This is a genomic window from Halomonas sp. MCCC 1A11062 (assembly GCF_021404355.1).
GTDB classification, from domain to species: domain Bacteria; phylum Pseudomonadota; class Gammaproteobacteria; order Pseudomonadales; family Halomonadaceae; genus Halomonas; species Halomonas aerodenitrificans.
Genome location: NZ_JABFTW010000010.1, coordinates 48217 through 71272, shown reverse-complemented (window position 1 = coordinate 71272; position 23056 = coordinate 48217). Strand labels below are relative to the sequence as shown.

Annotated in this window: 24 protein-coding genes; 13 read left to right on the top strand and 11 right to left on the bottom strand. The window is 62.8% G+C overall.

Features of this window, described 5'->3' with window-relative positions; genetic code table 11:
* Positions 1-25: 25 nt before the first annotated feature.
* The 4 genes from HOP58_RS12785 to HOP58_RS12770 are packed head-to-tail and all read left to right on the top strand — an operon-like array spanning position 26 to position 2102.
* Positions 26-607 carry a TetR/AcrR family transcriptional regulator gene (locus HOP58_RS12785; RefSeq protein WP_010628118.1) on the top strand — a complete coding sequence of 194 codons (582 nt, stop codon included), beginning with the start codon at positions 26-28 and terminating at the stop codon, positions 605-607.
* On the top strand, positions 597-776 hold the full coding sequence (locus HOP58_RS12780) for a hypothetical protein (protein ID WP_234260545.1): 180 nt from the start codon (positions 597-599) through the stop codon (positions 774-776). The genes HOP58_RS12785 and HOP58_RS12780 overlap by 11 nt, the downstream gene beginning before the upstream one ends.
* On the top strand, positions 727-1314 hold the full coding sequence (locus HOP58_RS12775; RefSeq protein ID WP_234260543.1) for a DUF1326 domain-containing protein: 588 nt from the start codon (positions 727-729) through the stop codon (positions 1312-1314). The genes HOP58_RS12780 and HOP58_RS12775 overlap by 50 nt, the downstream gene beginning before the upstream one ends.
* Positions 1311-2102, top strand: a complete 792-nt coding sequence (locus HOP58_RS12770; RefSeq protein ID WP_234260495.1) for a DUF2182 domain-containing protein — start codon at positions 1311-1313, stop codon at positions 2100-2102. Before HOP58_RS12775 ends, HOP58_RS12770 begins: the two co-directional genes overlap by 4 nt.
* Before the next feature lie 85 nt (positions 2103-2187).
* Here the strand turns inward: HOP58_RS12770 and HOP58_RS12765 are convergent, their stop codons facing one another.
* Positions 2188-3585 carry a PLP-dependent aminotransferase family protein gene (locus tag HOP58_RS12765; RefSeq protein WP_234260494.1) on the bottom strand — a complete coding sequence of 466 codons (1398 nt, stop codon included), beginning with the start codon at positions 3583-3585 and terminating at the stop codon, positions 2188-2190.
* Between the two features lie 99 nt (positions 3586-3684).
* Between HOP58_RS12765 and HOP58_RS12760 the strand changes: the two genes are divergently transcribed.
* Positions 3685-4287, top strand: coding sequence for a LysE family translocator (locus tag HOP58_RS12760; RefSeq protein WP_234260493.1), 603 nt, complete (start codon positions 3685-3687; stop codon positions 4285-4287).
* Positions 4288-4305: 18 nt separating this feature from the next.
* On the opposite strand, the gene HOP58_RS12755 is transcribed toward HOP58_RS12760, so the two are convergent.
* From HOP58_RS12755 to HOP58_RS12740, 4 genes are all read right to left on the bottom strand, one after another.
* Positions 4306-5253 carry a threonine/serine dehydratase gene (locus tag HOP58_RS12755; RefSeq protein ID WP_234260492.1) on the bottom strand — a complete coding sequence of 316 codons (948 nt, stop codon included), beginning with the start codon at positions 5251-5253 and terminating at the stop codon, positions 4306-4308.
* Between the two features lie 9 nt (positions 5254-5262).
* Positions 5263-5880, bottom strand: a complete 618-nt coding sequence (locus tag HOP58_RS12750; protein WP_234260491.1) for an exopolysaccharide biosynthesis protein — start codon at positions 5878-5880, stop codon at positions 5263-5265.
* 70 nt (positions 5881-5950) lie between these two features.
* On the bottom strand, positions 5951-6856 hold the full coding sequence (locus HOP58_RS12745) for a cation diffusion facilitator family transporter (protein WP_234260490.1): 906 nt from the start codon (positions 6854-6856) through the stop codon (positions 5951-5953).
* 105 nt (positions 6857-6961) lie between these two features.
* Complete coding sequence (locus tag HOP58_RS12740) at positions 6962-7417, bottom strand: Lrp/AsnC family transcriptional regulator (protein ID WP_010628126.1); 456 nt, start codon at positions 7415-7417, stop codon at positions 6962-6964.
* Between the two features lie 130 nt (positions 7418-7547).
* Between HOP58_RS12740 and HOP58_RS12735 the strand changes: the two genes are divergently transcribed.
* The 3 genes from HOP58_RS12735 to HOP58_RS12725 all read left to right on the top strand — a co-directional run bounded on the left by HOP58_RS12735 (position 7548) and on the right by HOP58_RS12725 (position 12062).
* Positions 7548-8759: a methionine gamma-lyase gene (locus tag HOP58_RS12735; RefSeq protein WP_010628127.1), complete on the top strand. Its 1212-nt coding sequence runs from the start codon at positions 7548-7550 to the stop codon at positions 8757-8759.
* Positions 8760-8876: 117 nt separating this feature from the next.
* Positions 8877-10583: a methyl-accepting chemotaxis protein gene (locus tag HOP58_RS12730; RefSeq protein WP_010628128.1), complete on the top strand. Its 1707-nt coding sequence runs from the start codon at positions 8877-8879 to the stop codon at positions 10581-10583.
* Between the two features lie 126 nt (positions 10584-10709).
* Positions 10710-12062: a cytochrome P450 gene (locus HOP58_RS12725; RefSeq protein ID WP_010628129.1), complete on the top strand. Its 1353-nt coding sequence runs from the start codon at positions 10710-10712 to the stop codon at positions 12060-12062.
* Between the two features lie 74 nt (positions 12063-12136).
* On the opposite strand, the gene HOP58_RS12720 is transcribed toward HOP58_RS12725, so the two are convergent.
* Complete coding sequence (locus tag HOP58_RS12720) at positions 12137-13663, bottom strand: GGDEF domain-containing protein (RefSeq protein WP_010628130.1); 1527 nt, start codon at positions 13661-13663, stop codon at positions 12137-12139.
* A 237-nt stretch (positions 13664-13900) separates the two neighbouring features.
* Between HOP58_RS12720 and HOP58_RS12715 the strand changes: the two genes are divergently transcribed.
* A complete protein-coding gene (locus tag HOP58_RS12715; RefSeq protein ID WP_010628131.1) occupies positions 13901-14734 on the top strand; it encodes an AraC family transcriptional regulator in 834 nt (277 codons plus the stop codon).
* A 22-nt stretch (positions 14735-14756) separates the two neighbouring features.
* Here the strand turns inward: HOP58_RS12715 and HOP58_RS12710 are convergent, their stop codons facing one another.
* Both HOP58_RS12710 and HOP58_RS12705 read right to left on the bottom strand, forming a co-directional pair.
* Entirely contained in the window at positions 14757-15350 is a 594-nt protein-coding gene (locus tag HOP58_RS12710) for a LysE family translocator (protein ID WP_010628132.1), read from the bottom strand.
* Positions 15351-15442: 92 nt separating this feature from the next.
* Entirely contained in the window at positions 15443-16834 is a 1392-nt protein-coding gene (locus HOP58_RS12705; protein WP_234260489.1) for an FAD-binding oxidoreductase, read from the bottom strand.
* Between the two features lie 211 nt (positions 16835-17045).
* Between HOP58_RS12705 and HOP58_RS12700 the strand changes: the two genes are divergently transcribed.
* On the top strand, positions 17046-18059 hold the full coding sequence (locus HOP58_RS12700) for a helix-turn-helix domain-containing protein (protein WP_234260488.1): 1014 nt from the start codon (positions 17046-17048) through the stop codon (positions 18057-18059).
* A gap of 62 nt (positions 18060-18121) precedes the next feature.
* Here the strand turns inward: HOP58_RS12700 and HOP58_RS12695 are convergent, their stop codons facing one another.
* Positions 18122-18802, bottom strand: a complete 681-nt coding sequence (locus HOP58_RS12695) for a type 1 glutamine amidotransferase domain-containing protein (RefSeq protein WP_234260487.1) — start codon at positions 18800-18802, stop codon at positions 18122-18124.
* A 107-nt stretch (positions 18803-18909) separates the two neighbouring features.
* On the opposite strand from HOP58_RS12695, the gene HOP58_RS12690 reads away from it, so the two are divergent.
* Positions 18910-19857, top strand: a complete 948-nt coding sequence (locus HOP58_RS12690) for a DUF3626 domain-containing protein (RefSeq protein WP_234255434.1) — start codon at positions 18910-18912, stop codon at positions 19855-19857.
* Positions 19858-19894: 37 nt separating this feature from the next.
* A complete protein-coding gene (locus HOP58_RS12685; RefSeq protein ID WP_234260486.1) occupies positions 19895-20368 on the top strand; it encodes a GFA family protein in 474 nt (157 codons plus the stop codon).
* A 19-nt stretch (positions 20369-20387) separates the two neighbouring features.
* On the opposite strand, the gene HOP58_RS12680 is transcribed toward HOP58_RS12685, so the two are convergent.
* Positions 20388-20813: a DCC1-like thiol-disulfide oxidoreductase family protein gene (locus HOP58_RS12680; protein ID WP_234260485.1), complete on the bottom strand. Its 426-nt coding sequence runs from the start codon at positions 20811-20813 to the stop codon at positions 20388-20390.
* Between the two features lie 52 nt (positions 20814-20865).
* Positions 20866-21858 carry a helix-turn-helix domain-containing protein gene (locus HOP58_RS12675; RefSeq protein ID WP_234260484.1) on the bottom strand — a complete coding sequence of 331 codons (993 nt, stop codon included), beginning with the start codon at positions 21856-21858 and terminating at the stop codon, positions 20866-20868.
* A gap of 85 nt (positions 21859-21943) precedes the next feature.
* Here HOP58_RS12675 and HOP58_RS12670 point away from each other — a divergent pair, with 85 nt between their 5' ends.
* Positions 21944-23047 (top strand): DJ-1/PfpI family protein, encoded by a 1104-nt coding sequence (locus HOP58_RS12670; RefSeq protein WP_234260483.1) that lies wholly within the window; start codon positions 21944-21946, stop codon positions 23045-23047.
* Positions 23048-23056: the final 9 nt, after the last annotated feature.

Sequence of the window (23056 nt, the reverse complement as noted above, 5' to 3'; positions counted from 1 at the left end):
TAGACCGGTCGGTCTAGGAGAGAGAATGGCACTCAACACCAAGGAGCAACTGCTCGAAGTCGGGCTATCGATGCTGCTCAAGCACGGTTACAACGATTTGGGCATTCAGGCACTGCTGGAGGCAACGGGCGTACCCAAGGGGTCCTTCTATCATCACTTCGGCAGCAAGGAGGACTTCGCCCTGCAGGTCGTCGATCGCTACATGCAGGAGGTGCATCAGGGGCTGGAAGCCGCCTTGCAGGACCAGACGCTGCAACCGTTGGATCGGGCACGACGCTTCTTCGAGCTATCGCGGGAGAAGTACCGTCAAGACGGTCACCTGGGCTGCATGCTCGGAGCTTTAGGGCAGGAACTCTCCGGCGTGAATCCGACCTTCGCGCGCAAGATCGAGAACTGTTTCTCCGTGGTGACGCGACATATTGCGGAGTGCCTGGAAGAGGCAAGACAGCAGGGCCAACTGGCGCCCGATGCCGACCCCGTGGAGCTGGCCAACCTGCTGCTGAACTGCTGGGAGGGGGCTGCCTTGCGCAGCCGTTTACTCAGAGATCCGGCACCGCTCGATCGAATGCTGGATTTCTATTTTGCAGCGGCGACTCGTGACGCTTGAACGTGCCGGGTCGCCGGTGCTCACACTCAAGCTGATGGAGGTGGACCATGACAACAACAATGACGACGCCGACAACGACAACGACAACGACAAAGGCAGGCTATCGACTCGAGGGCACGATGCTGGAAATCTGCTCGTGTTCCGCACCCTGTCCATGCTTTCTCGGTGAAGACCCCGACGGCAGCGAATGCCATGGCGTGATCGCCTTCAAGCTGGAAAACGGGCAGGCCAGGGGCGTCGATGTATCCGGTTTGACTCTCATGAACGTGGCGCACATACCGGGCAATGCGCTGGCCGGCGGCTGGCGTTCGGTCATCCTGATCGACAGTGCCGCTGACGACGCGCAATACGAAGCGCTACTGGACGCCTTCGGTGGCAAGTTGGGTGGGCCGCTGGCCGACCTTGCAGGCCTGGTAGGTGAGATCGTGGCCGTGGAGCGTGTGCCGATCGTGCATGAGACGCAGCAGGTGGAAGGGCGCTTGATCGCACAGGGCAGGGTCGAGGCGGAACTTGCCCCGATCCAATCCTCACCGGACGGAACCACGGCCACGATGCATGACAGTGCCTTCACCACGGTCAAGGGTGCCCCGGCCTATCTCGGCAAGTCACGGCGCTATCGGGTCAGCATGCCGCAGCATGGCATGAGCTGGACTCACGACGGGCAGAATGCCATCCAGACCGCCTGGAAGATGGAGTTCGAGCCGTGAGTGCCGCGCTCGACCGTCAGCCGAATCGGATTACCGCTGATAACCTTCTGCTGTTGGGCATCATTTGCCTGGCGTGGCTGTTGGCCATCGTGGCCGAGCTGACCGGCAGGGTGCAGTGGGTGCATCATCACCAGCTGGTCGTCGACGACATGGCGCTATGGATCAGCCTGCTCCTGTTCCTGCTCGCCTGGCAGCTGCACATCGCAGCCATGATGCTGCCGTCCACCCTGCCCATGATCGGCCTGTTCCGTCAGGCGGCAACCGGCCAGCCCCATCCGGGGGTAGCGCGGGCCTGCTTCCTGGGCGGCTATCTGGTCGTGTGGACCATGTTCGGTGTGTTGGCCCTGCTGGGTGACACGCTGCTGGGGATGGTTCTTTCGGACTGGCACTGGTTGATGCATCGACCTGAATGGATGATGGGAGCCGTGCTGGTGCTGGCCGGAGCCTTCCAGTTCACCTCACTCAAGTCGCGGTGTCTGGACAAGTGCCGCCAGCCACGCTCCTTCCTGCTGGCGCATTACCGGCGAGGGCTGGGTGGGGCCATGACGCTCGGCCTCCGACATGGGCTGTTCTGCCTGGGGTGTTGCTGGGCGCTCATGCTGGTGATGTTCGTGGTCGGCATTGCCAACCTGGCGTGGATGGCGCCCCTGGCTGCGCTCATGATTTACGAGAAGATCGGCCGCCATGGAGACAGGCTGGTGCGACCGGCCGGCACGGCCCTGATCCTGCTGGGTGCACTGGTGTTCATCGGCCCGGCGTGGATGCCGACCCTGGTGCACATGCATTGATGAACCTGCACTGATGAACATGGATTGAAAGGAAGTTCGCGGTGGCTCCTGCCGTGCAGGAGCCGCCGTGCCATGCCGGGGAATGCTACAGCGTCTGCCAGGGAGCGGCAGGGGGCTCGGCGAGCAGTTCGACTAGTGTGTCCAGCGCCTGGGTCAGTGCCTCCCGCGACACGGCGGCGCTGAGGCACAGCCGCAGTGCCTGGGGCGCCGGTTCGCTGCCTACGCAGAAGGGCTCTGCGCTGCTGACCAGCACGTTACGCTGCGCCAGGGCCGCCGTCAGGATGGCGCTGCGCTGGCCTTCGGGTAACGGCAGCCACAGATTGTTGCCGTGTGCCCGTCCACCTAGGGAGTATCCGACAAGTCGTTCTCGTGCCAACCGCTGGCGTGCTCCCAGCTCTTCGATCAGCCAGTCGAGCAGTACACGGCTGTCGTCGCTGGCGACCCAGCGGCACACCGCCTCGACCATCAAGGGCGGCACCATCCAGCTCTGAGCGCGCAGCGCCGTCCCCAAGCGTTCACGCAGCATGGCGGGCGCCAGCAGGGTACCGATGCGCAGTCCCCCGGCCAGTACCTTGGAGGTGCTGAAGATAAACAGCGTGCGTTCCGGTGCCAAGCGATAGAGCGGGGTGCCCCGCTCCACGGCGGGCAGGTACTGCACACCATCCTCGACGATCCAGAAGTCATGGCGGTGGGCCAGTGCCGCCAGTCGTTCGCGGCGGCTCTCGCTCAGCGGCGTACCGGTCGGGTTGTTCTGATCGGGGGTGACGTAGACCAGCCGCGGTGGCTGCTGCTGGGCGCACAGCCGGGCGAGGGCATCGACGTCCATGCCGTGCTCGTCCATCGGCACGCCAAGCAGCTTGAGGTGCGCCTGGCTGGCAGCGCTGATCAACCCGGGGTAGGTCAACACGTCCGCGGCAATGCGCTCGCCCGGGCGTGTCAGCGCCTGCAGGGCTAGGCTGATACCGTGCTGCCCGCCCTGGGTGACCAGCAGCGACTCGGCCTCGGCGGGCATGCCGAGCTCGATCATCCAGGCCGCCAGCCGTTCGCGGTGCTCCGGCACGCCGCGATCCGACTGGTATTCGACCGCACGCTGCAGCAGCGGCTCCTCGACGGCGATCTCCTGCAGTACGCGCCCCAGCGAGGCGGCCCGCAGCGGATGCGGCGGGGGCAGGCTCAGGCTGAGGTCGATGAGGCCGTCTTCGGCGGGGCGACTGGCGAGAAAGTACTGGCCCGACGGCGCTTCGTTGCCGCGCACGTAGGTGCCGCTTCCCACGCGGGCCACTACCCGGCCCTGGCGCTCCGCCTCGGCATAGGCGCGGGTCACGGTGCCCACCGTAACGCCAAGCCGGTCGGCCAGCTGGCGCTGCGGCGGCAGCTTCTGACCCGGAGCGAGCTCGCCGGTCTGAATCGCCAGGGCGATGGCATCGGCAATCACGCGGTAGCGCACGCCCTCGGAAGGGAGCTGAGGAACCCATATTGTCATGGTGACAATAAAACCTTTGACGCCAATATTGGCAGGATTATGCTGGAAATTGTGCGCACAATCCAAGCGAAAATCAAAAATTGTATGGGTGCAAATGCAATGGAAGCTTTGGCGTTACTCGGGCCGGCGGCCCTCTATATGATCTCGATGACCATCACTCCCGGGCCCAACAACGTGATGCTCACGGCCTCGGGAGCCAACTACGGCTTCATGCGCACCTTGCCGCACATCTTCGGCATTCTGGGCGGCTGCTTCCTGCTGTTCGCCGGCATTGCCCTGGGGTTGGGGCTGATCTTCGAGCGCTACCCGGCGGTGCAGACGGTGCTACGGGTGATCGGCAGTGCCTACCTGCTCTATCTGGCGTGGAAGATTGCCACCGCGCCGCCGCCCGATTTTCGCCTGGAGGGCGAAGGACGACCCTTAAGCTTCTGGCAGGCGGCGGCGTTCCAGTTCGCCAATCCCAAGGCCTGGGTCATGGGGCTGGCGCTGATGGCGGGGTTTCTGCCTGAAGGCGGTAACCTGGTGATCAACGCACTGATGCTGGCGGCCTTCGCCGAGCTGGTCGGTCTGCCCTGCATCGCCCTGTGGGCCGGGTTCGGTGTGGCCATCGGGCGCTGGCTCGACACGCCCCGCGCCTGGCGAATCTTCAACTGGACCATGGGGACGCTGACCGCCGCCTGCGTCTACTTCATCCTGGCCTGATCGAGGGGGTAACCGTGGTTACAGGAAATCGGTCAGCTCCTCCGGGCTCATGTTGCCGCCAGTGATCACCACCACCACATCGCCTTCGGGGGGCAGTGCGACCGCCCCTTCGAGCAGGGCGGCCACACCCACGGCCGCGCCCGGTTCTGCCAGCAGCTTGGCCTGGTAGAGCAGATGGCGCATGGCGCGGCCGATGGCATCGTCGTCCACTTGCAGCAGTGTCTGGGTCGTTTTACGGCATACGGGGTAGGTATGCTCACCGACGATGGCGGCGCCCAGGCTCTTGGCGCAGGTAGCGACCCGCGCCAGGCGCTCAGGTGCGCCGGCCGACCAGGCCGCGGCCATGCTGGCGGCCCCGCTGGGTTCCACGCCGATCAAGGCAAGCTCGGGCCTCAGTGCTGCGGCGGCCGAGCCGATACCGGCGATCAGGCCGCCGCCACCCACCGGGCACAGGATGGCGGTAGCCTCGGGTGCCTGTTCGAGAATCTCCAGCCCCACCGTGCCCTGGCCGGCGATGATGCGCTCGTCGTCGTAGGGGTGCACCAGGGTCAGGCCGCGCTCCGCTACCAGCTTGTGCATCAGCTCCCAGGCTTGGTTGATGTCGCCGTGCAGAATCACCTCGGCGCCGAGCCTGCGGCTGCCTTCCACCTTGAACGCGCTGGCGTTCTCGGGCATCACGATTGTCACCGGCACACCAGCCTCGCCGGCCGCCCAGGCGAGCCCCAGAGCGTGATTGCCCGCCGAGACCGCTCCCAGCCCGCCGGCCAACTCCTCTTCGCCGGCGCTGCGCAACCAGTTGAGCCCACCGCGAGGCTTGAACGAGCCGGTGCGCTGAAACAGCTCGCCCTTGAGCCAGATGCGCCGCCCGAACTGCTCGGACAGCACATGGTCGAGCAGCAGCGGCGTGGGCGGCAGGCTGTCGGCGATACGGCGCTGGGCTTCCAGAATACGTTCAAGCGGTAGCATGGAAGACTCCTACAGCAAGTTGTAGAGCATGGTGAACAGACTGATACCGGTAATGATGAAGGCGATGATGGAGAGCAGCCCATCACGGGCCATGATCGCCAAGCCGAAGAAGGTCAGCGCCACGCCGGCAATGTTGACCGTCAGCGGTACGAGTTCCATGGGGGGCATGGCGATGGAGAGCACGAAACAGGTTACGGCGATCACACGTATGGCGAAGTCGCCGGTCATGAACGAGATGCGATGGTAGACCAGGCGGTCGATCATTCGTGATGGCTTGCGCATCCAGCCCAGACCCTTGTGAACCTTGTCGCTTGAAAGCTGGCGATTTCGCAGCCAAGCCGGTAGCCAAAAGGTGCGTCGGCCGACCAGTAACTGAGCGCATACCAGAAAGGTAAACATGCCCATCAGTGAAGGCACCCCGGGAATCCCGCTGATGACCGGCGCCAAGGTCACCAGGCCAGCCAGCAACAGCAGGGGGCCGAAGGAGCGACGTCCGATCGCCTCCAGTACGGCATCGAAACGCAGCTTGCCCGAGGGGGTTTCGATCGCTTCGATGGTCTCGATCAGTTCGATCAGATTGTGCGGTTCTCTGGGCTCATCCTCAGTGTCCCCCTTGGATACTGCCATAGTCTCCTCGCTGCCTGGGTCCAGGGCCGCCTCAGGGGCGGCGCCACATTCAGCATAGCTTCACTATCGCTTAGGCCCAGCGCGGGTCGGCGGTGAAGGCCACCGTGAACCAGCGTCGCTCCGGCGGCGGGCTGAGTTGCGCGGCGATCTCCTCGCGTATCTCGTCCAGCGCGGCGATGCCCCGCTCGGCGGCAAACTCCGGCGTGGTGACGATATGGATCTCGATGTAATGCCCGCGCCCGGCCTTGGCCACGTGGCTGAAGTATTCGAGCAGTCCTTCACGCTGCATCACCGGTTCCATGGCGGCGTGCACTTCGCGGTCGATATTGCTGGGAGCGATCAGCAGGATCTCGCGCAGCGCACGGCGCACGATACCGATGGGCACCGGCATGAAGCAGACCGTGAGTATTACCAGCAGCAGCGAATCGATGTAGCGGGTCAGGTGTTCCCACTCGGTGCCCTGCAGCAGCAGGCCGATGCTGAAAGCCACCAGCAGCGAGGTGGTGATGAGCGCGGCCATCAGCCAGCCCTGCATGTCGATCCGCACGAACTCCGACTGCGCCCGGCGGTTGATGCGGCGCTGGTAGAACACCATGGCGTAGCACATGGTGGCGACTACCACGGCGTAGCCGATGGCCATGTCGAAGGCCAGCGGCTGGCCGCCCTCCATCAGCCCCTGTAGGGCATTGAGAAAGGCGTAGAAGCACAGCAGCATCAGGATGCTGCCGTTGAGTGCCGCCACCAGCGGTTCCAGGTGCCAATAGCCGTGCTGAAAGCGCTGGCTGGCCTCGCGCACCGCCAGCCTTGCCACCAGCAGGGCGAGTGCCGACATGGCGGCGTCGATGGTAGAGAACACCCCGTCGAACAGGATCGACTGTGAGCCGGCCAGCAGCCCGAACGTCACCCCCAGGCTGGAGACCACGAGGGTGACGACGATGGAGATCTTGAGCGCCCGCTGCTCGAGAGAGGCTTGCATGATGGTTCCTCGAAACGCAAAACCTCTCATGCTAACCGAGCCGGGAGAAAGAGGGGAGAGGGAGGGCAACTAGGCGTGTGAAAGAGGCTAAAGGTGAGGAAGCGGCTAAAGGTGTGGAAGCGACGGCGCCTGCTTCACCACCCCAAACGCAAAGCTGGTATCGATGGAGCCGATGCCGGGGATAGTATGCAGAGTGTCGCGCATGAAGCGCTCGTAGTCCTCGAGGCTGGCTGCCACTACGCGCAATTGGTAATCGCGCTGCCCCGTCAGCACGAAGCAGTCGATGATCTCGTCGATCTCCCGCACCCTGCGCTCGAACTTGGCCACCGTCTCGGTATCGTGGCGGGCCAGCGAGATGCGGGTGAAGACGGTTAGGGGATAGCCGTAGCGTTTCTGATCGATGATTGCCGTGTAGCCGCGTATCACACCCTGCTCCTCGAGCCGCCGGACCCGCCGCAGGCAGGGGGAGGGAGAGAGATTGACCCGCTGGGCCAGGTCCTGATTGCTCAGGCGTCCATCGAGCTGGAGCTCATGCAGGATCTTGCGGTCGATCTTGTCCATGACTGAGCCTGTTCTTGGAATATTATTGCCAAAAACTAGCCAAACGAGGCAGAGAACGAAAGCAAATTCTCTTGATGCGGGCATAGCATGACAAGACAACAAGCGACATTCCTCACCGTGGAGTCGAGTCATGCAGCATTCTCAGCAGGGCTGTTATCACCAAGAACAGGGCTTCGCCACGCGAGCCATTCATGCCGGCTACGACAGCCGGGACGAGCAAGGGGCGCTGACGCCGCCCGTGCATCTGACCTCTACTTTCACCTTCGAGAGTGTCGAGCAGGGCGCCGAACGCTTTGCCGGCGAAGCTCCCGGCCATTTCTACTCCCGGATTTCCAATCCCACGGTGGCCACTCTGGAACAGCGCATGGCCAACCTGGAGGGTGCCGAGGCCGGCCTGGCCACCGCCTCGGGCATGGGGGCCATCACCGCGCTGATGTGGAGCCTGCTGCGCCCCGGGGATGAGCTGATTACGGACAGCCATCTATACGGCTGTACGCATGCCTTCTTTCATCACGGCCTGACCGAGTTCGGCATTCGGGTCAAGCACGTGGACCTCTCCCGACCGGAGGCGTTGGAAGCGGCAATCGGCGAGCGCATCAAGCTCGTCTACTTCGAGACGCCGGCCAACCCCACCATGCGTCTGGTGGACATCGAGGCGGTGAGCCGCATCGCGCACCGGCACGGCGCGCGCGTGGTGGTGGACAACACCTACGCCACCCCCGTCATCACTCGGCCTATCGAGCGGGGCGCGGATTTCGTGGTCCACTCCGCCACCAAGTACCTGGGCGGCCACGGCGATTTGATCGCTGGCATGCTGGTGGGCAGCGAGGAGGAGATGCACCGGGTGCGTCTCACCGGACTGAAGGACTTCACCGGCGCGGTGATGTCGCCCTTCACCGCCTTTCTGATCATGCGCGGCCTGAAGACGCTCGAAATCCGCATGCAGCGGCAATCTGCCTCGGCGCTCGAGGTGGCCCGCTGGCTGGAGCGGCATCCGGCGGTCGAGCGCGTCCATTACCCCGGGCTTACCAGCTTTCCGCAGCATGAGCTGGCGCGGCGGCAGATGAGCGATTTCGGCGGCATCATCGCCTTCGAACTCGCCGGTGGCCTGGTGGCAGGGCGCCGCTTCATGAACCGCCTCGAACTGATTCAGCGAGCCGTATCGCTGGGCGACGCGGAAAGCCTGATCCAGCATCCGGCCAGCATGACCCACTCGGTACTGAGCCCCGAAGAGCGTGCCGAGCATGGGATTTCCGAAACGCTGATCCGCCTTTCCGTGGGACTTGAAACGCCGTCGGACATACAAGCGGATCTGGCCCAGGCGCTGGAGGCCAGGACGTAATCGGGATAGACAAAAGTCGTAATTTTGGACTTTTGGCTAAAATCTGCCGCTTGGCTGCCGATGAAAACTTTATATCTGGAGGTTTCACAAAGTTCTACGACCCATGGGAGCGGTACGATGAAGCATCTTTCCATCAAGTGGAGCCTGACGGCAGCCCTGGCCGCGCTGGTGCTGATGATCGGACTGATCAGTGGGTTGGCGTTCTATTCCAACAGCACCAGTGAAGCCGCCCTGCACGAGCTGGCGGAAACCAATGCTCAGCTCTCCAACCTGGCCAACCGCGCCCAGGTCAACGTACTGCGTGCGCAAACCTTCCTCGATCGCTATGCCGCGCACAGCGCCCAGGGCAACCCCGACCTCGGCCGCGAGAATCAGGAAATGGCCGTGGCGGCGGTAGAGACCGCGCAGGAGCGTTTCGCCGAGTTTCGGCAGATTGCCATCGCGCCTGACGATACCCGCGCGCCATACGTGGCAGCCATTGCCGAAGCATACGATGCCTACGTCAATGAAGGGCTGGTGCCGCTACTGGATGCCGCTCCCTTCCTCGTACAGCGCCGACAGGACCAGTTGGCCGAACTGGGGGCAGGCCTGGACGATGCCATGGAGGCCTTCATTGCCTACAGCGATCAGCGTGGCGCCGTTGCCATCGCACAAGTGAAAACCCTGAGCAATCGCATCGGGGCGACTGCCCTCGGTCTGTTGATCGTGGCCTTGGCCGCCGCTTTCTTCATTCGCCTCGCCATGATGCGGGCGGTCGTGACACCCCTGCGTGAAGCCATTGCCCACTTCGAGCGTATCGCCGATGGCGACCTGACGGCACGTATCGAAGACCGGGGCCGCAACGAGATCGGCCAGCTCTACGGTGCCTTGGGGCGCATGCAGGAGAAGCTCAAGACGCTGGTGGTATCGCTGCGGCAAAGCAGTGAATTCGTCTTCACCGGCGCCGGAGAGATCGCCTCGGGCAGCCAGGACCTATCGTCGCGTACCGAGGAGCAGGCTGCTGCCCTGCAGCAGACGGCCTCCAGCATGGAGGAAATGGCCTCCACGGTGAGCAAGAATACCGACACCGCCGTCGAGGCCGACCGGCTTGCCGCTTCGGCTTCGAAAACCGCCGAGGCGGGGGGCGAAGAGGTGGAGCGCACCGTCAAGCTGATGCGCGAGATTTCCGAGAGTGCCAAACGTATCAACGAGATCATCGGCGTGATCGATTCCATTGCCTTCCAGACCAACATCCTGGCGCTCAATGCCTCGGTCGAGGCGGCGCGGGCGGGCGAGCAGGGTCGCGGCTTCGCCGTGGTGGCAAGCGAGGTCCGCTCCCTGGCCAGCCGCAGTGCGGAGTCGGCCAGAGAGATTCGCACCCTGATCGAAGCCACTACCAGCCAGATTGGCACCGGTGCCGAGCAGGCCGAGCGCAGCGGTGAAACCATCAATGCCACCGTCGACTCGATTCGGCAGGTCACCGCGCTGATGGCCGAGATTTCCACCGCGACACGAGAGCAGAACAGCGGCATCGAGCAGATCAATGCTGCGCTCACCGAGATGGATTCCGTCACCCAGCAGAATGCCTCTCTGGTCCAGCAGACGAGTGCCGCCGCTGCCTCGTTGGAGCAGCAGGCCAGCAGTCTGGCGGGATTGATTGCCACCTTCCGCGTCGACGAACATGCCGTCTCGGCCACTGCCGCGGCTCAGCCGCGTGAGCGTCACCCGGAGCAGGGCGAAACGACGCAAGGGCCTGCCGAGAAGCGTCAGTCCGTCAAACTGGTCGATCCCAAGCCAGGGGCACGTCGGCGCTCCACCGTAGAGGAGGACTGGAGCGAGTTCTAACCGCTTCTCGCCGTTGGTGAGTCGGAAGCTTCGAGTTAACTGCTGTAAATTTTTGTGAGAACAAAGGCTTGTCATAAGTTGCGCGACTAGACTGCGAACCAGGATGGATAGCAGAAGGAGTGCAACATGACGAAGGATTCGACATCCAACAGCCTGCCTCAAGCCACCACAGGCGAAACGTTGGCGGTGATGGGCGATGTCTTCGTACCCAACATCGCCAAAGGGGTGATCATTCGCCGGCCCAAGGTGGTGGGAGTGGCGGAAAAACTTGGCCTCGATGCGAGAGCCATTAGCCGCCTGAAATCGCTCAACGAGAAGTACGGCCCGGGCCCGCTGATGCTGAACACGCCCGAGGGCAAGCCGATGGCGTTGATTCTCGACCCCGACCACGCCAATCGGGTGCTCAACGAAACTCCCGAGCCGTTCGCTACTGCCGAATGGGCCAAGCGCAAGGCGCTCGAGCACTTCGAGCCCGATATGGCGTTGGTTTCTCACGGTCCCGAACGGGCCGAGCGCCGTCGTTTCAACGAAAAGGTGCTGCACAGCGAGTGCCCGGTGCACGGCCTGGGGGCTCGTTTCGTGCAAGTGGTCGAGCAAGAGGCCGGCGAGCTGCTCACCCAGGTCGAACGGCATGAGAACAAGCTCGACTGGGACATGTTCGAAGCGACCTGGAATCGCGTGGTACGCCGTGTGGTACTGGGCGATACCGCCCGCGACGACCATGCCCTGACGGAGATGTTGGAGAAGCTGCGTTCCGCTGCCAACTGGGCCTTCTTCCACCCGGGCCACGACCGCGTGAAGGACGACTTTCTCGAGCGAATCCGCACCTACCTGAAGCGTGGGGAAGAGGGCAGCCTGGCAGGGGAGATCGCCCGCACGCCGACCAACGAGACCACTCAGCCCGAACATCAGGTGCCACAGTACCTGTTCGCCTTCGACCCCGCGGGTATGGCTACTTTCCGCGCCCTGGCGCTGCTTGCCGCTCACCCCAATCAGGCCGAGCGGGCCCAGGCCGAGATAGCCGAGAATGCCGGTAACCCCGCCCCCAAACTCGACTTTCTGCGAGCCTGTCTGCTCGAGTCGCTGCGGCTATGGCCCACCACGCCCATGGTGCTGCGCCAGACCACCGAGGAGACCGAGTGGGAGAACGGCACCATGCCGGCCGAAACGTCGATACTCATCCTGGCGCCCTATTTCCATCGCGATGATCGCCACCTGGATGAAGCCGATCGCTTCAACCCCGACCTCTGGCTGAAGCCTGATGCCGTTGGCGACTGGCCGCTGATCCCCTTCAGCGGCGGTACCGGCATCTGCCCGGGGCGCCGCGTGGTGCTGACGGTGACCAGCCACATGCTAGCCAAGCTGTTGCAAGGCCGAGAGTTCCAGTTGAACCCACCGACGCGCCTGCTCAGCAGCAAACCGATGCCGCCGCTGCTCAACAACTACGACCTGGAGTTCAAGGTCGGCGGCAGACAGTGAACATCTAGATAGAGAATGTGGGTACCACTCAGCAGTGACACCGTGCTACCACAGCATGAGGGGTGCGGTGTCGCTCAACTGAGGGCTCGCTGCTTGCGCCGCTCGCTCTTGTCGTCGTACATGCGCTCGTCGGCCAGGGCAAGCACTTCCTGGGCAGGCACCTCGGTGGAGCTGGCACTACCGAGGCTCAAGCGTAGCTCCAGCGTCAGTTGCTTGCCGTCGGCCGTGGTGATGCTGCAGCGTTGGCCTTCGATATGCGTTCTGATCAGGCTGGCCAGGCGATTCGCGGCCGTGAGGTCCGCAGAAGGAAACAGGACGACGAATTCGTCACCGCCGTATCGCGCCAGGATGTCACTGGCGCGGCAGTGGACTTGCAGGCGCTCGGCCACCGTGGTGATGAGCTGATCGCCCGCTACATGACCGTAGCGGTCGTTCACCGCCTTGAGTCCGTCGACATCCATCATCAACACGGCAAAATTCAGGCTTGGCGTCTGCCCCTTACCCTGGATGCTCAACTGCAAGGCCGATTCGAAGAAGCCACGGTTGTAGAGCCCTGTCAGCCCGTCGCGCTCCGCCGTTTTCTTCAGCGCGAGGTGCAGCAGCTTGTTCTCGGTGGCGGCCGCCAACTGGTCGACGAAAAGGGGCAGCATGCGCTCCAGCCGGTCATCCAGCATGGGGGCACGCACGATCAACCAGCCATCGTACAGGCTTAGCCGGCCCGCCATCGAGGTAGCATAAAGCTGTTCGCCGACACTCTGCTCGCGTAGCTTGACCACACTTTCCTGCCGATCATGGAGCGTTGCCAGCAGGCCGCCCAGCCGTCGCTCATCCTCGACGCCGAGCTGCAGACCGGCCACGGCGGCGTAGCGTGTCACTTCGGGCCGACTGCGCTCCTGCAGGAACACGGCGAATCCGTACTCGGGGAAATCGGCATGCAGGTGTTTCAGGGAGTCGTCCAGCAGCATATGAATGTTCGAGGCGCTGTTGGCAACGCCGCCCAGTTCGAGCAGGGCGTGGAAGACCCGGTTCTGGAACTTGGTCTCGCGCATGCTGCGACCGAGCTGACGATTTTGCCCGTACATCACGTAGGCAATGGCCAGAAAATAGACCACGGCGCCGGCTCCCTGATAGATGTCCAGCCCGGTGCTGACGTAAGGCCGAATCTCGAAGCCGGACAACGCGCTCCAGCCCAGGGCGCCGCCGGCGAACAGTGACATGGAGACCAGCATGCGGCGCGGGCCGGCTACCACCATGTTGTTCATGAAGCAGGCGAGTGCGATGGACAGTGTGGCCAGCACGTAAAAATCCAGCACGCTGCACCACACACCAAACAGCAGGCTGTCGCACAGCAGATTCTTGAACTCGGCTCGCTTCGAATCCTGGGCTTGGGCCGCGTGCAGGTAGGCCATCGCCGGCCATAGCAGCAGGAGCAGCCCCGGTAGAATCAGCGACCAGCCGCGGCCTTCCGCGAGCGCGATCCATACTGTAAGGCCGAAGGTGTGGAGAAAGGCAAAGGCACGGGGAGGCAGCGTTGCCAGGGCGAGTCGATGAGGACGCCTGGCACCGAGCAACTTGTGAGAGTAGGCCTTGGATGTCAGCAAGATCTCAGTCTATTTTGAAGGCCGAACGGATGAGACGGCGCTAGCACATTGAGCCCGGGCGTCTCGTACGAATTTCCATTAGCCTAGCATTAGTGAAAGCAGTAGACAGTACCCATCAATGGGATCGTTCGTATTCAGGCCAACGCCCTTTATCGTGTGAGTGTGAAGATGTGGCTGTGGCGCATCGAGTGTGGCAAGGCGCTACACTGTGGTGAGCTGCCAGTAAGGAAACTCATCATGACGACTCCCACCAAGCCGCTGTTCTGGCGCGATGCGCGCATGCCCCACGTGGAGCTGCGCAAGGTAGAGGATGGGCGCAAGGTCTGTTACGCGCCACACAGTCATACCCAATGGTCGCTGGGGGCGATCACCGCGGGGGAGAGTACCTTCCGCTACCGGGACGACCGCCATCACGTGCGGGCCGGCACCCTGGTCATGATGAACCCCGGCTGGATGCACGCCTGCAGCGCCATCGAGGACCGACCCTGGGGCTACCTGATGCTCTACGTGGATGCCGAGTGGCTGACCGCGTTGCGTTACCAGGCAGGGTTGCTGGAGGCACAGCACTGGCAGGACATCGCTACCGCGGTGATCGACGAGAACGAGTGGTACATGGGGTACTGCCGCATGGCGGCCTGCCTGCTGGATACGAACCGCGACCTGCTCGACAAGCAGACCGAAGTGGTGGAATACCTCTCAGCGTTGATGCACCGACTAGCCGGCCAACCGGCGCGACCGATAGCCCGGGCGCCGGCCACGCTGAAGGCTTTGGCCGCTTATCTGGACGAGCACGCAAGCGAGGACATATCGCTGGACGACTTGTGCGAGCGCAGCGGCTACAGCGCCGGCCATCTGATACGCGCCTTCAAGCGTCATTTTGGGTTCACGCCTCACGCCTATCTGGTCAATCGGCGCATCCAGCTCGGCCAGCATGCCTTGAAGAACGGCACTCCCATTGCCGAAGCGGCACTGAATGCGGGCTTTGCCGACCAGCCGCACTTTCAGCGCACCTTCAAGCGCATGGTCGCCGCCACGCCGCAGCAGTATCGGCAGTCCTCACTCGAGCAATAGGTTCTCACTCGATGAATAGCCCTCACTCAAGCAAAAGATAGAGGCAGCTGGCAGCAAGCAGCAGCGCGAGGGTACGGTTGATCGTCACCAGTACCGTCGGGCGATGCACGTAGCGGCGCAGAAAGGCGCCGGCATAGACCCAACTGCCCAGCGACAGCCAGCAGATCGGCAGATAGAGGGCGGCGAACAGCAACACCTGGTTCAGATCGCTGCCGCTGGTGTAGGCGCCGATGCCCGACGCCGACGCCAGCCACGCCTTGGGGTTGAGCCACTGCATCAGGGCTCCCGTCATGAATCCCGGTGCCCGCTGGGCCTCGTTCTCGGGCAAGCGGCCATCGTCGCGAAACAGCCGCCAGCTCAGGTAGAGCAGAAACGCCACGCCGGCCCAACGCAGCGCCTGGGTGAGACCCGGCACCAGTGCCAGTGCCGAATAGAGGCCCAGGCCCACGGCAACGAAGAGCACAATGAAGCCCAGGGTGGCGCCAGTGACGAACACCAACCCCTGGGAAAGCGGATAGCGCGTACCGCTGCTCAGGCATACCAGGTTTACCGGCCCGGGCGAGATCGAAGCCGCAAGGGCAAACGCCGACATCGGCAGAATCATGGCAAGGCTCATCGTCATCCTCCTGGGTGGCAATGGCCTGAGTCTGCCGCTGCGGCGCGGTGCGGTATTGAAGGAAATTGATGTACGAATCTTCCCTGCGCCGTTCAGGCGGGAGGAATGTTCGCATTGAAGCGGAACAGATTGTCCGGGTCCCAGGTTCTCTTCAGTGCCTGCAATCGTTCGTACTTGCTGCCGAATGTAGCCCTAGTGATTTCATTCTGGTTTTCCAGAAAACCCGGGTAATTGAGGTAGAAGCCGCCGCATGAGTAGCGTGCAAAATCCGCCACGGCATTGCGTGCCCAGGCGATATTGGGCTCATCGTCGGCGTGATCGGTCCATACGGATTCGGCAGCGAGCAGGTAGGCGGCATTACGCCCGCCGAAAGCGGTATCGTGCTCGTCCACACGTGCTACCGCGCCACCCATGTGCCATAGCACCAGCGTCGTCAGCGGCGAGGGACGGGCGGCGGCATGCTCCAGGAGCAGCTCGATTGCCTCATCGCTCAGGGCTTCCTCGGTCACGGTGCGGCCCTTCCAGTAGTAGAGATTACCCTGGGGAAAGCCTGGGTCGAGCATGGATTGAATATCCGTCCAGCGCATCGTACCGCTGAAGTCGAACAGCGGCTCAGAGACGGTTCGCAATGGCCGCAATGCTTCCTCGCCTTCGGCCGGAGCGCCCGCATACGCACCGAGAAAAGCGATGGCCGGTTTGCCACGGGCTGCCGCGACCGGGAAATCCGCGACATCGGGTACCGTCATCGAGGTGACCAGGGTCGATACCTCATCGCAAGTCTGGGCGGTGAAGTCACGGTACGCCTGATAACACGCCTTGCGCTCTTCGGCTGGATAAGCCACGAAGGTGAAAAAGACCTCCGGCCCGACAGGGTGCAGTTGGAACTCGAAGGTGGTCACCACGCCGAAGTTGCCACCGCCGCCTCGCAGGCCCCAAAGCAGCTCGGGGTTCTCGCTTTCGCTGGCATACACCACTTCGCCGCTGCCGGTGACCACTTCGGCACGAACCAGGTTGTCACAGGTGAGCCCGTGGCGGCGGCGAAGCCAACCGAGACCGCCGCTCAGGCAGAGCCCGGCCACCCCCGTCTGCGACACCACGCCGGTTGGCGTGGCAAGGCCGTGTACCTGTGCCTCACGATCCACATCTTCCAACAGTGCGCCGCCCTGGACACGTGCTAGGCGTTTGTCGGCATCCACGATCACGCCGCGCATCGGCGAGAGATCTATCGCCATGGCGCCGTCTCCCACTGCCGTGCCGGCCACGTTATGGCCGCCGCCGCGTACGGAGATCGGCAGGCCGTGCTCGCGGGCGAATCTTACCGCAGCCAGTACATCCGCCGTTCCTCGACAGCGGGCGATGAGCGCTGGCCGCCTGTCGATCATGCCATTCCATACCTGGCGTGCCCGGTCGTACTGTGGGTCGTCCGGACGAATCAGGTGGCCACCCAGGGCCGTATTAAGTGCTTCGATAGCCGTATCGTTCATGGCCGTTCTCCCGTGCGATGTGATTGTTATCGTGCGAATACGGGACGGATCCTTCGCTCCGTGAGAAAAAGTCTATCGACGGCCAGTCGAGTGGCGGAGCGGCGAAAGCGGCAAATCAGCGAGGCGTTTGCGTCAAGTCGCGTCCGACGGCTATCGGCCCTCAGCGGCTATAGTGCAGTTACTACAACGATAAGATGACCAAGGGGGAGTCATGCATGACGTGACGGTGGTGCTGGTCAAGGGCGGTATGCCTTCCACGGCGGTGGCCCCGGTCGAGGTATTCAGCACCGCAGGTGTGCTGTGGAACATGATGTGCAGCAAACCGGCCGAGCCGCTGTTTCGCGTGCGTACCGTGACCCAGGACGGCCAGCCCGTGCGCACGGCCGTTCCACTGACTCTGCAGCCGGACTGCGCCATCGACGAGGTCGAGTTCACTGAACTCATCGTCGTGTCGGCCATCGGTGCCGACCTGGAGGCCGCCTGCCCGCTGAATGCGGACCTCTACCCTTGGTTGCGTGCCTGGCACGCTCGCGGCGTGATGATCGCAGGCGTTTGCGCCGGTGCCGCGCTGGTGGCGGAGGCGGGACTGCTCGACGACCGTCCGGCCACGACTCACTGGGCAGTCGTCGATGCCTGTCGGCGGCGGTATCCGCGGGTGTGCTGGCAGCCCGAGCGTATCCTGACCGAGTCGGATAACGTGCTGTGCAGCGGTGGGGTATACGCCTCGGTAGATCTCAGCCTTTATCTGGTCGAGAAGCTGTGCGGCCACAAGGCGGCGATGGAAACGGCACGTGCACTGGTGCTGGAAACGCCACGTGCCTGGCAGACGGGTTACGGTACCGAACCGCCGGAGTGCTCCCACGAGGACCGCGGCATCCGCAACGTGCAGGAGTGGCTGTTTCGCAACTTCACCGAGGCGGCGCCGCTGGGCAAACTCGCCGGATTCATTGGCATGAGTGCCCGCACTCTCGAACGCCGCTTCAAGGCCGCCACCGGTGAGACACCGCGACAGTATCTGCACCGGGTACGTATCAATGCGGCACGCCACCTGTTGGAGAACGAATGGCAATCGGTACAGGCCGTCTGCAATGCGGTCGGCTACGATGACGTGAGCCACTTCCGGCGACTGTTCAAACGCTACACCGGCGTCACGCCGCAGCAGTATCGAGAACGCTTCAGGGCATCCGAAAACGTTGCTGTTGCCGGGCGTACGCCGCACCGCTGATGCAGGCCGCCCGGGCCTGCATGGGGTGTCCCGTCAGCAAGGTTCGAAGCTTTGCATTTCGCTCAAATGGCCTCCAACAACAGCTTGGCCGTAGGCTCCGACGAGGGCGGGTTCTGCCCGGTGATCAACTTGCCGTCCTGGCGGGCATATGGGGTGAACACATCCGCCTTGGAGTAGTGAGCGCCACCCTCCTTGAGGGCGTTCTCCACCAGATGTGGTACGACCTCGGTAAGGCCGACTGCCGCTTCCTCGTCGTTGCTGAAGCCGGTGACCTGACGGCCACGGATGATCGGGTTGCCATCGGGATCGCGGGCATGGATCAGCACGATGGGCGCGTGGCAAACGGCAGCCACCGGCTTCTGCTGCGCCCAGAAGGTCTCGACCAGGCGGATCGAGTCCGCATCGTCGACCAGATCCCAGAGCGGGCCGTGGCCGCCGGGGTAAAAGATGGCGTCGAAGTCATCGGCGCTGACCTCGCTCAGCTTGTGCGTATTGGCCAGGGCCTGCTGGGCCTTGTCGTCCTGCTGGAAACGACGGGTCGCTTCGGTCTGGCTCTCCTCGGCGTCGCTCTTCGGGTCCAGCGGCGGCTTGCCGCCCTTGGGCGATGCCAGTACTACCTCGGCGCCGGCATCCACGCAGACATAGTAGGGGGCTGCCAGCTCCTCCAGCCAGAAGCCGGTGGGCTCGCCGGTATCGCCGAGGCGGTCGTGGGAGGTCAGGACCATCAGAATGCGTGGGCTCATGAGGCTCTCCTTTACTTGATGCCGGTGGGCAACCGGGTCCATGGTGGTTTAAAAGGCTATACAGGAGCGTAGCGTGTCTATCGTCGCGAGCCTAATAGCATGCGGTAATGACCAAAGAGGCGTTGCCCTCGCTCCGCACGGCTGTCAATGGTGTCGCAGGCTGTCGGATTCAAGGTTCCCTAATGGCTGATGAAATGGATACCAACAACACCCTTGGTGCTCTGAGCGAGCCCCAATCAAAGTGTATTGATTTCTTTAGGAAAAACGGCTGCGGAAGAGTCGTGGCTGATACCTTGGAAGTGACGATCAACTTCCATCCTGATCGTTTGACGTCAACAGGCATGCCTTTGCTGGCAGCGATTAACCTTGATGGTGTGCTGAAATCTCAGTTCGAAACACGCACCAGTAATGGAGGTCTCACTGCTTTTCCTGGTGGTGCGCGGTGGATATGGGAAAGCTGTGCATTCAAAGGCGCTTACGATAGCTGTGAGCCTTCCGCTCGTCCGAAATATGGCGCTTTGAACTACAAGAAGCTTGCTTCTGGAGGCTCTCCTCGCTTCGGCTCCTCGTATTTCAAGCTCAGACCGACATTACTGGATAGGGTGACATTCTGTTACCCGGAAAGCTTTTTTGGCCCCAGAGGCTACGGGGCGGGACGCCATGTAGGACACTTGATTGAAATGGCGGATTCTGATGAAAGAGATCCTCTCGATCACTATATCGAAGCGCATGTTCATGGAGTGATTGATATCCATGAAGATGTCCAGGCGGTGGTCTTGGACCCGAGTTACAAGAATACCGAGGTGCAGAAGTTGGCCAATGAGTTGCCGTTTGCAACCTCGTGGCACGCAGGATTTCGATTGTCGACTGACGCCATGAGCCAGCATCCTGGCTTTCGAGGGCATGAGATAGTCAAGGCGGGCCAGGAAATCGCAGTCGATGGCTGGCTGACACCAGAAATCATAGGAAGGGCGGTTAACGAGGAAGTCATGGATGCTCAGAAGTTGAAAAAAGTCTGGCACTATCTGGCTCGCTTCGGAGACCAGAACCTGTAAACGCCAGTGGACCCGACATGCAGCCAAGGAGGAAAACATGTTGCTCGAAGGTTCCTGCCACTGTGGTGCGGTTCGTTTCAGCGTCGAATCGCCGCATCCGTATCCTTATCAGCGCTGTTACTGCTCCATCTGTCGCAAGACCGCTGGCGGGGGCGGCTACGCCATCAACCTGAGCGGGCTCGCCGACACGTTGCAGGTCGAGGGGACAGAGCATCAGGGCGTTTATCATGCCGTGATCGAGGGTCATGAGAGCTCCGGCGAGCGCCACTTCTGCAAGAAGTGCGCCTCGGCGCTATGGGTTTTCGATCCCGACTGGCCCGAGCTGGTGCATCCGTTCGCGTCGGCTATCGACACCGAGCTGCCAGTGCCGCCGGAGCGGGTCCATCTGTTGCTGGACAGCAAAGCCGCCTGGGTGGAAGTCGAGACGAAGCAAGGCGACCAGTGCTTCGCCGGCTATCCCGAGGAGAGTATCGCCGAGTGGCATCAGCGCCGAGGGTTGGAAACGCCTTGAGCGTTTCGGTCAGGCAGGCTCACTTTCGCCCCAGGTTGTCGATGCGGCCTTTTCTCAGCACCTTCAGCAGGCCGGTGCGGCACGCTCTGAACAGAGGATAGAGCCGTGCCGTGCGCTCGGGGCTGGCAAACAGCCGGTACATCAGGCGATTGAAAAGGCCGCTGCGGGTCCCGAGCAGCGTAAGGCGGTGCAGAGCTTCGCTGCCGTGATACCAGCGTTCGCCTATCTGCAGGGCAAAACCTTCGTCCAGATCGAAGCCCATGGCGGTGAGTTCGCGGCGCGCCTCACTGTCTTGCCTGGCATCGATCAGTTCGAGTTCGCCGACGTCATGGCGAATGCGCTGCCAGCGTACGTAACGCCGGCACATCGGGCACTCGCCGTCGTACACCAGGCGCAGGCGGCGGTTCGCGGGGGCCGGCACATTCGAATCATCCGCTGACGGCATCTTGCTATTCCTTTCTTAGGATTAAGGCGCTGCGTGCCAATACGCAGCTTGCCTAGTGCTGAATTCCAAAATAGCTACGGTACGCTGCCGGCGTCACTCCGACATGCTTGAGGAAGGTGCGATGCAGGGCATCCAGGCCGGAGAATCCCGACCGGTCGGCAATGCGAGCCAAGGGCCAGAGGGTCGTCTCGAGCAGCGTCTTGGCACGCTCCACACGCACCTGCTTGACGAATTGAGCAGGGGTTTCCCCGAGCTCGGCACGAAACCTGCGCACGAAGGTACGTTCGCTCATGCCGACCCGTGCCGACATGGCGGGCACGCTGAGATCGCCTCTAGGATCGTCGATGATCTGTGCAACGAGTGGAGCCAGGCGTGAGCTGGCGGCGCCCTGTGCTCGCAGTGCCACGCTGAACTGGGCCTGCGTACCAGGGCGGCGCATGAACAGTACGAGATCGCGCGCCACGTTCAGTGCTACCTGGGCGCCGCAATCATCCTCGACCAGGGCCAGGCAGAGGTCCAGCCCCGTGGTAACGCCGGCAGAGGTATAGAAGGGCGGTTCGGCTGTGTAGATGGCGTCGCGGTCCACTTCGATATCCGGCCACATCGCTTGCAGCGTATCGCATGCCGACCAATGCGTTGCCGCCCGCCGGCCCTTCAGCAAGCCGGCTGCCGCAAGGACGAAAGCGCCGGTACAAACGCTGGCCAGCCGGCGAACCGAACCGGCTCGCTGCTGCAACCATTCGAGTAGTTCGCCTTCTGCCGCAACCTTGCGCAATCCCGCTTCGTCGCCGCCGGCAACGATCAGCGTATCCACAGAGCTGGGCAGTGCCGCCAAGGGCTCGGTTCCGGCGATGCGCAATCCTGCGTTGGAAACGATATCTCCGCCTCGCGGTGACGCCAGCAGCACCCGGTAGGCGGGCGATCCGGCAGGGCAATAGGTGTTGGCCTTGGAAAAAACTTCCATGGGGCCAACGAGATCGAGGGCCTGAATGCCGTCGAAGCCCAGGATGACGATGGTGCGAAGCGTCGGGGATGAAGTCTGCATTGGCTGATTTTGCGATATCTTTGTCATTTACGCCAGTTGCCGGCATGGCAGAGCATGAGCGGAGTTTTTCACTGGAGACACGAACATGCGTAATTCAGCCGCTTCTCGGTCGCTGGGCACAGCCTTGCTGGCGCTGGCGACAGTCTTCGCAGGCGGGTGTAGCGCAGAGCGCACCTCGCCACTCACCTCACCGCATCATGAAGCGCTCGAGCTGGCTCCGCCCAAGGGTGGGCGCGAGCGGCATGTCGTGGCGATCATGGCGGCCAACGAAGGCACCGAGACGACGGACTTCATGGTTCCCTTCGGTGTGCTCGAGGCGTCGGGCCACATGGAGGTGGTCACGGTCTCCACCCGGCCGGGTGCCGTAGAACTCCATCCCGCTCTCAAGGTGTGGGCGGAACAAACGATGGCGGAATTCGACGCCCAGCGGCCCGAAGGGGCCGATATCGTCATCGTGCCGGCACTGCATCATCACGATGATCCGAGGGCAGTTCGATGGCTGCAGCAGCAAGCGCAGTCCGGGGCTCTGTTAGTGGGGATCTGCGATGGGGTGCTGACTCTGGCCCATGCCGGCCTCTTGCAGGACAAGATGGCGACCGGGCACTGGTTTTCACTGGGCAAGCTGAACCGACGCTATCGGGATACGACCTGGGTACGTGACCGTCGTTATGTGGTCGATGGCCAGAGGGTCACCACCACGGGCGTATCCGCTTCCTTGCCCGTTTCCCTGGCGCTGGTCGAAGCGGTGGCAGGAACGCCCGAGGCCGAACGTCTCGCCCTGACGCTGGGAGTGTCCGATACAGGTGCGAGCCATGATTCGTCCGCTTTCGGTTTGAGTGCGGGTCTGCTCCTGAACATGGCGTACAACTGGGCGGCTTTCTGGAATCGTGAGCGTCTGGAGCTGCCGGTCGATGACGGAATCGATGAAATCGCTCTGGCGCTGACGGCCGACGCCTGGTCGCGCACCCTTCGCGCCTCTTTCGCAGCAACCCATGACAGCGAGACGCTCATACGCACCAAGCGAGGTCTGCTTGTCGAGGCGGTGCCCGGCCATGCCGGTGCCGAGTTGCTGGAGCCGCTCACTGAACCGCCGGCCGCTGCGCTCGAACAGGCCCTGGCGGACATCCAGCAGCGCTATGGTATGCGCACAGCCACCACGGTGGCTGCACAGCTCGAGTATGTCTGGTAAGCCTGTCGC

What these genes read in the sequence shown, in the direction of transcription:
- HOP58_RS12775 (WP_234260543.1), top strand. Translation starts at nt 727, where the DNA reads ATGCTGGAAATCTGCTCGTGTTCCGCACCCTGTCCATGCTTTCTCGGT.
- HOP58_RS12670 (WP_234260483.1), top strand. Translation starts at nt 21,944, where the DNA reads ATGCGTAATTCAGCCGCTTCTCGGTCGCTGGGCACAGCCTTGCTGGCG.
- HOP58_RS12745 (WP_234260490.1), bottom strand. Translation starts at nt 6,856, where the DNA reads ATGCAAGCCTCTCTCGAGCAGCGGGCGCTCAAGATCTCCATCGTCGTC.
- HOP58_RS12740 (WP_010628126.1), bottom strand. Translation starts at nt 7,417, where the DNA reads ATGGACAAGATCGACCGCAAGATCCTGCATGAGCTCCAGCTCGATGGA.
- HOP58_RS12680 (WP_234260485.1), bottom strand. Translation starts at nt 20,813, where the DNA reads ATGCCGTCAGCGGATGATTCGAATGTGCCGGCCCCCGCGAACCGCCGC.
- HOP58_RS12685 (WP_234260486.1), top strand. Translation starts at nt 19,895, where the DNA reads ATGTTGCTCGAAGGTTCCTGCCACTGTGGTGCGGTTCGTTTCAGCGTC.
- HOP58_RS12700 (WP_234260488.1), top strand. Translation starts at nt 17,046, where the DNA reads ATGCATGACGTGACGGTGGTGCTGGTCAAGGGCGGTATGCCTTCCACG.
- HOP58_RS12755 (WP_234260492.1), bottom strand. Translation starts at nt 5,253, where the DNA reads ATGCTACCGCTTGAACGTATTCTGGAAGCCCAGCGCCGTATCGCCGAC.
- HOP58_RS12725 (WP_010628129.1), top strand. Translation starts at nt 10,710, where the DNA reads ATGACGAAGGATTCGACATCCAACAGCCTGCCTCAAGCCACCACAGGC.
- HOP58_RS12715 (WP_010628131.1), top strand. Translation starts at nt 13,901, where the DNA reads ATGACGACTCCCACCAAGCCGCTGTTCTGGCGCGATGCGCGCATGCCC.
- HOP58_RS12675 (WP_234260484.1), bottom strand. Translation starts at nt 21,858, where the DNA reads ATGCAGACTTCATCCCCGACGCTTCGCACCATCGTCATCCTGGGCTTC.
- HOP58_RS12750 (WP_234260491.1), bottom strand. Translation starts at nt 5,880, where the DNA reads ATGGCAGTATCCAAGGGGGACACTGAGGATGAGCCCAGAGAACCGCAC.
- HOP58_RS12690 (WP_234255434.1), top strand. Translation starts at nt 18,910, where the DNA reads ATGACCAAAGAGGCGTTGCCCTCGCTCCGCACGGCTGTCAATGGTGTC.
- HOP58_RS12765 (WP_234260494.1), bottom strand. Translation starts at nt 3,585, where the DNA reads ATGACAATATGGGTTCCTCAGCTCCCTTCCGAGGGCGTGCGCTACCGC.
- HOP58_RS12735 (WP_010628127.1), top strand. Translation starts at nt 7,548, where the DNA reads ATGCAGCATTCTCAGCAGGGCTGTTATCACCAAGAACAGGGCTTCGCC.
- HOP58_RS12760 (WP_234260493.1), top strand. Translation starts at nt 3,685, where the DNA reads ATGGAAGCTTTGGCGTTACTCGGGCCGGCGGCCCTCTATATGATCTCG.
- HOP58_RS12730 (WP_010628128.1), top strand. Translation starts at nt 8,877, where the DNA reads ATGAAGCATCTTTCCATCAAGTGGAGCCTGACGGCAGCCCTGGCCGCG.
- HOP58_RS12710 (WP_010628132.1), bottom strand. Translation starts at nt 15,350, where the DNA reads ATGAGCCTTGCCATGATTCTGCCGATGTCGGCGTTTGCCCTTGCGGCT.
- HOP58_RS12785 (WP_010628118.1), top strand. Translation starts at nt 26, where the DNA reads ATGGCACTCAACACCAAGGAGCAACTGCTCGAAGTCGGGCTATCGATG.
- HOP58_RS12705 (WP_234260489.1), bottom strand. Translation starts at nt 16,834, where the DNA reads ATGAACGATACGGCTATCGAAGCACTTAATACGGCCCTGGGTGGCCAC.
- HOP58_RS12695 (WP_234260487.1), bottom strand. Translation starts at nt 18,802, where the DNA reads ATGAGCCCACGCATTCTGATGGTCCTGACCTCCCACGACCGCCTCGGC.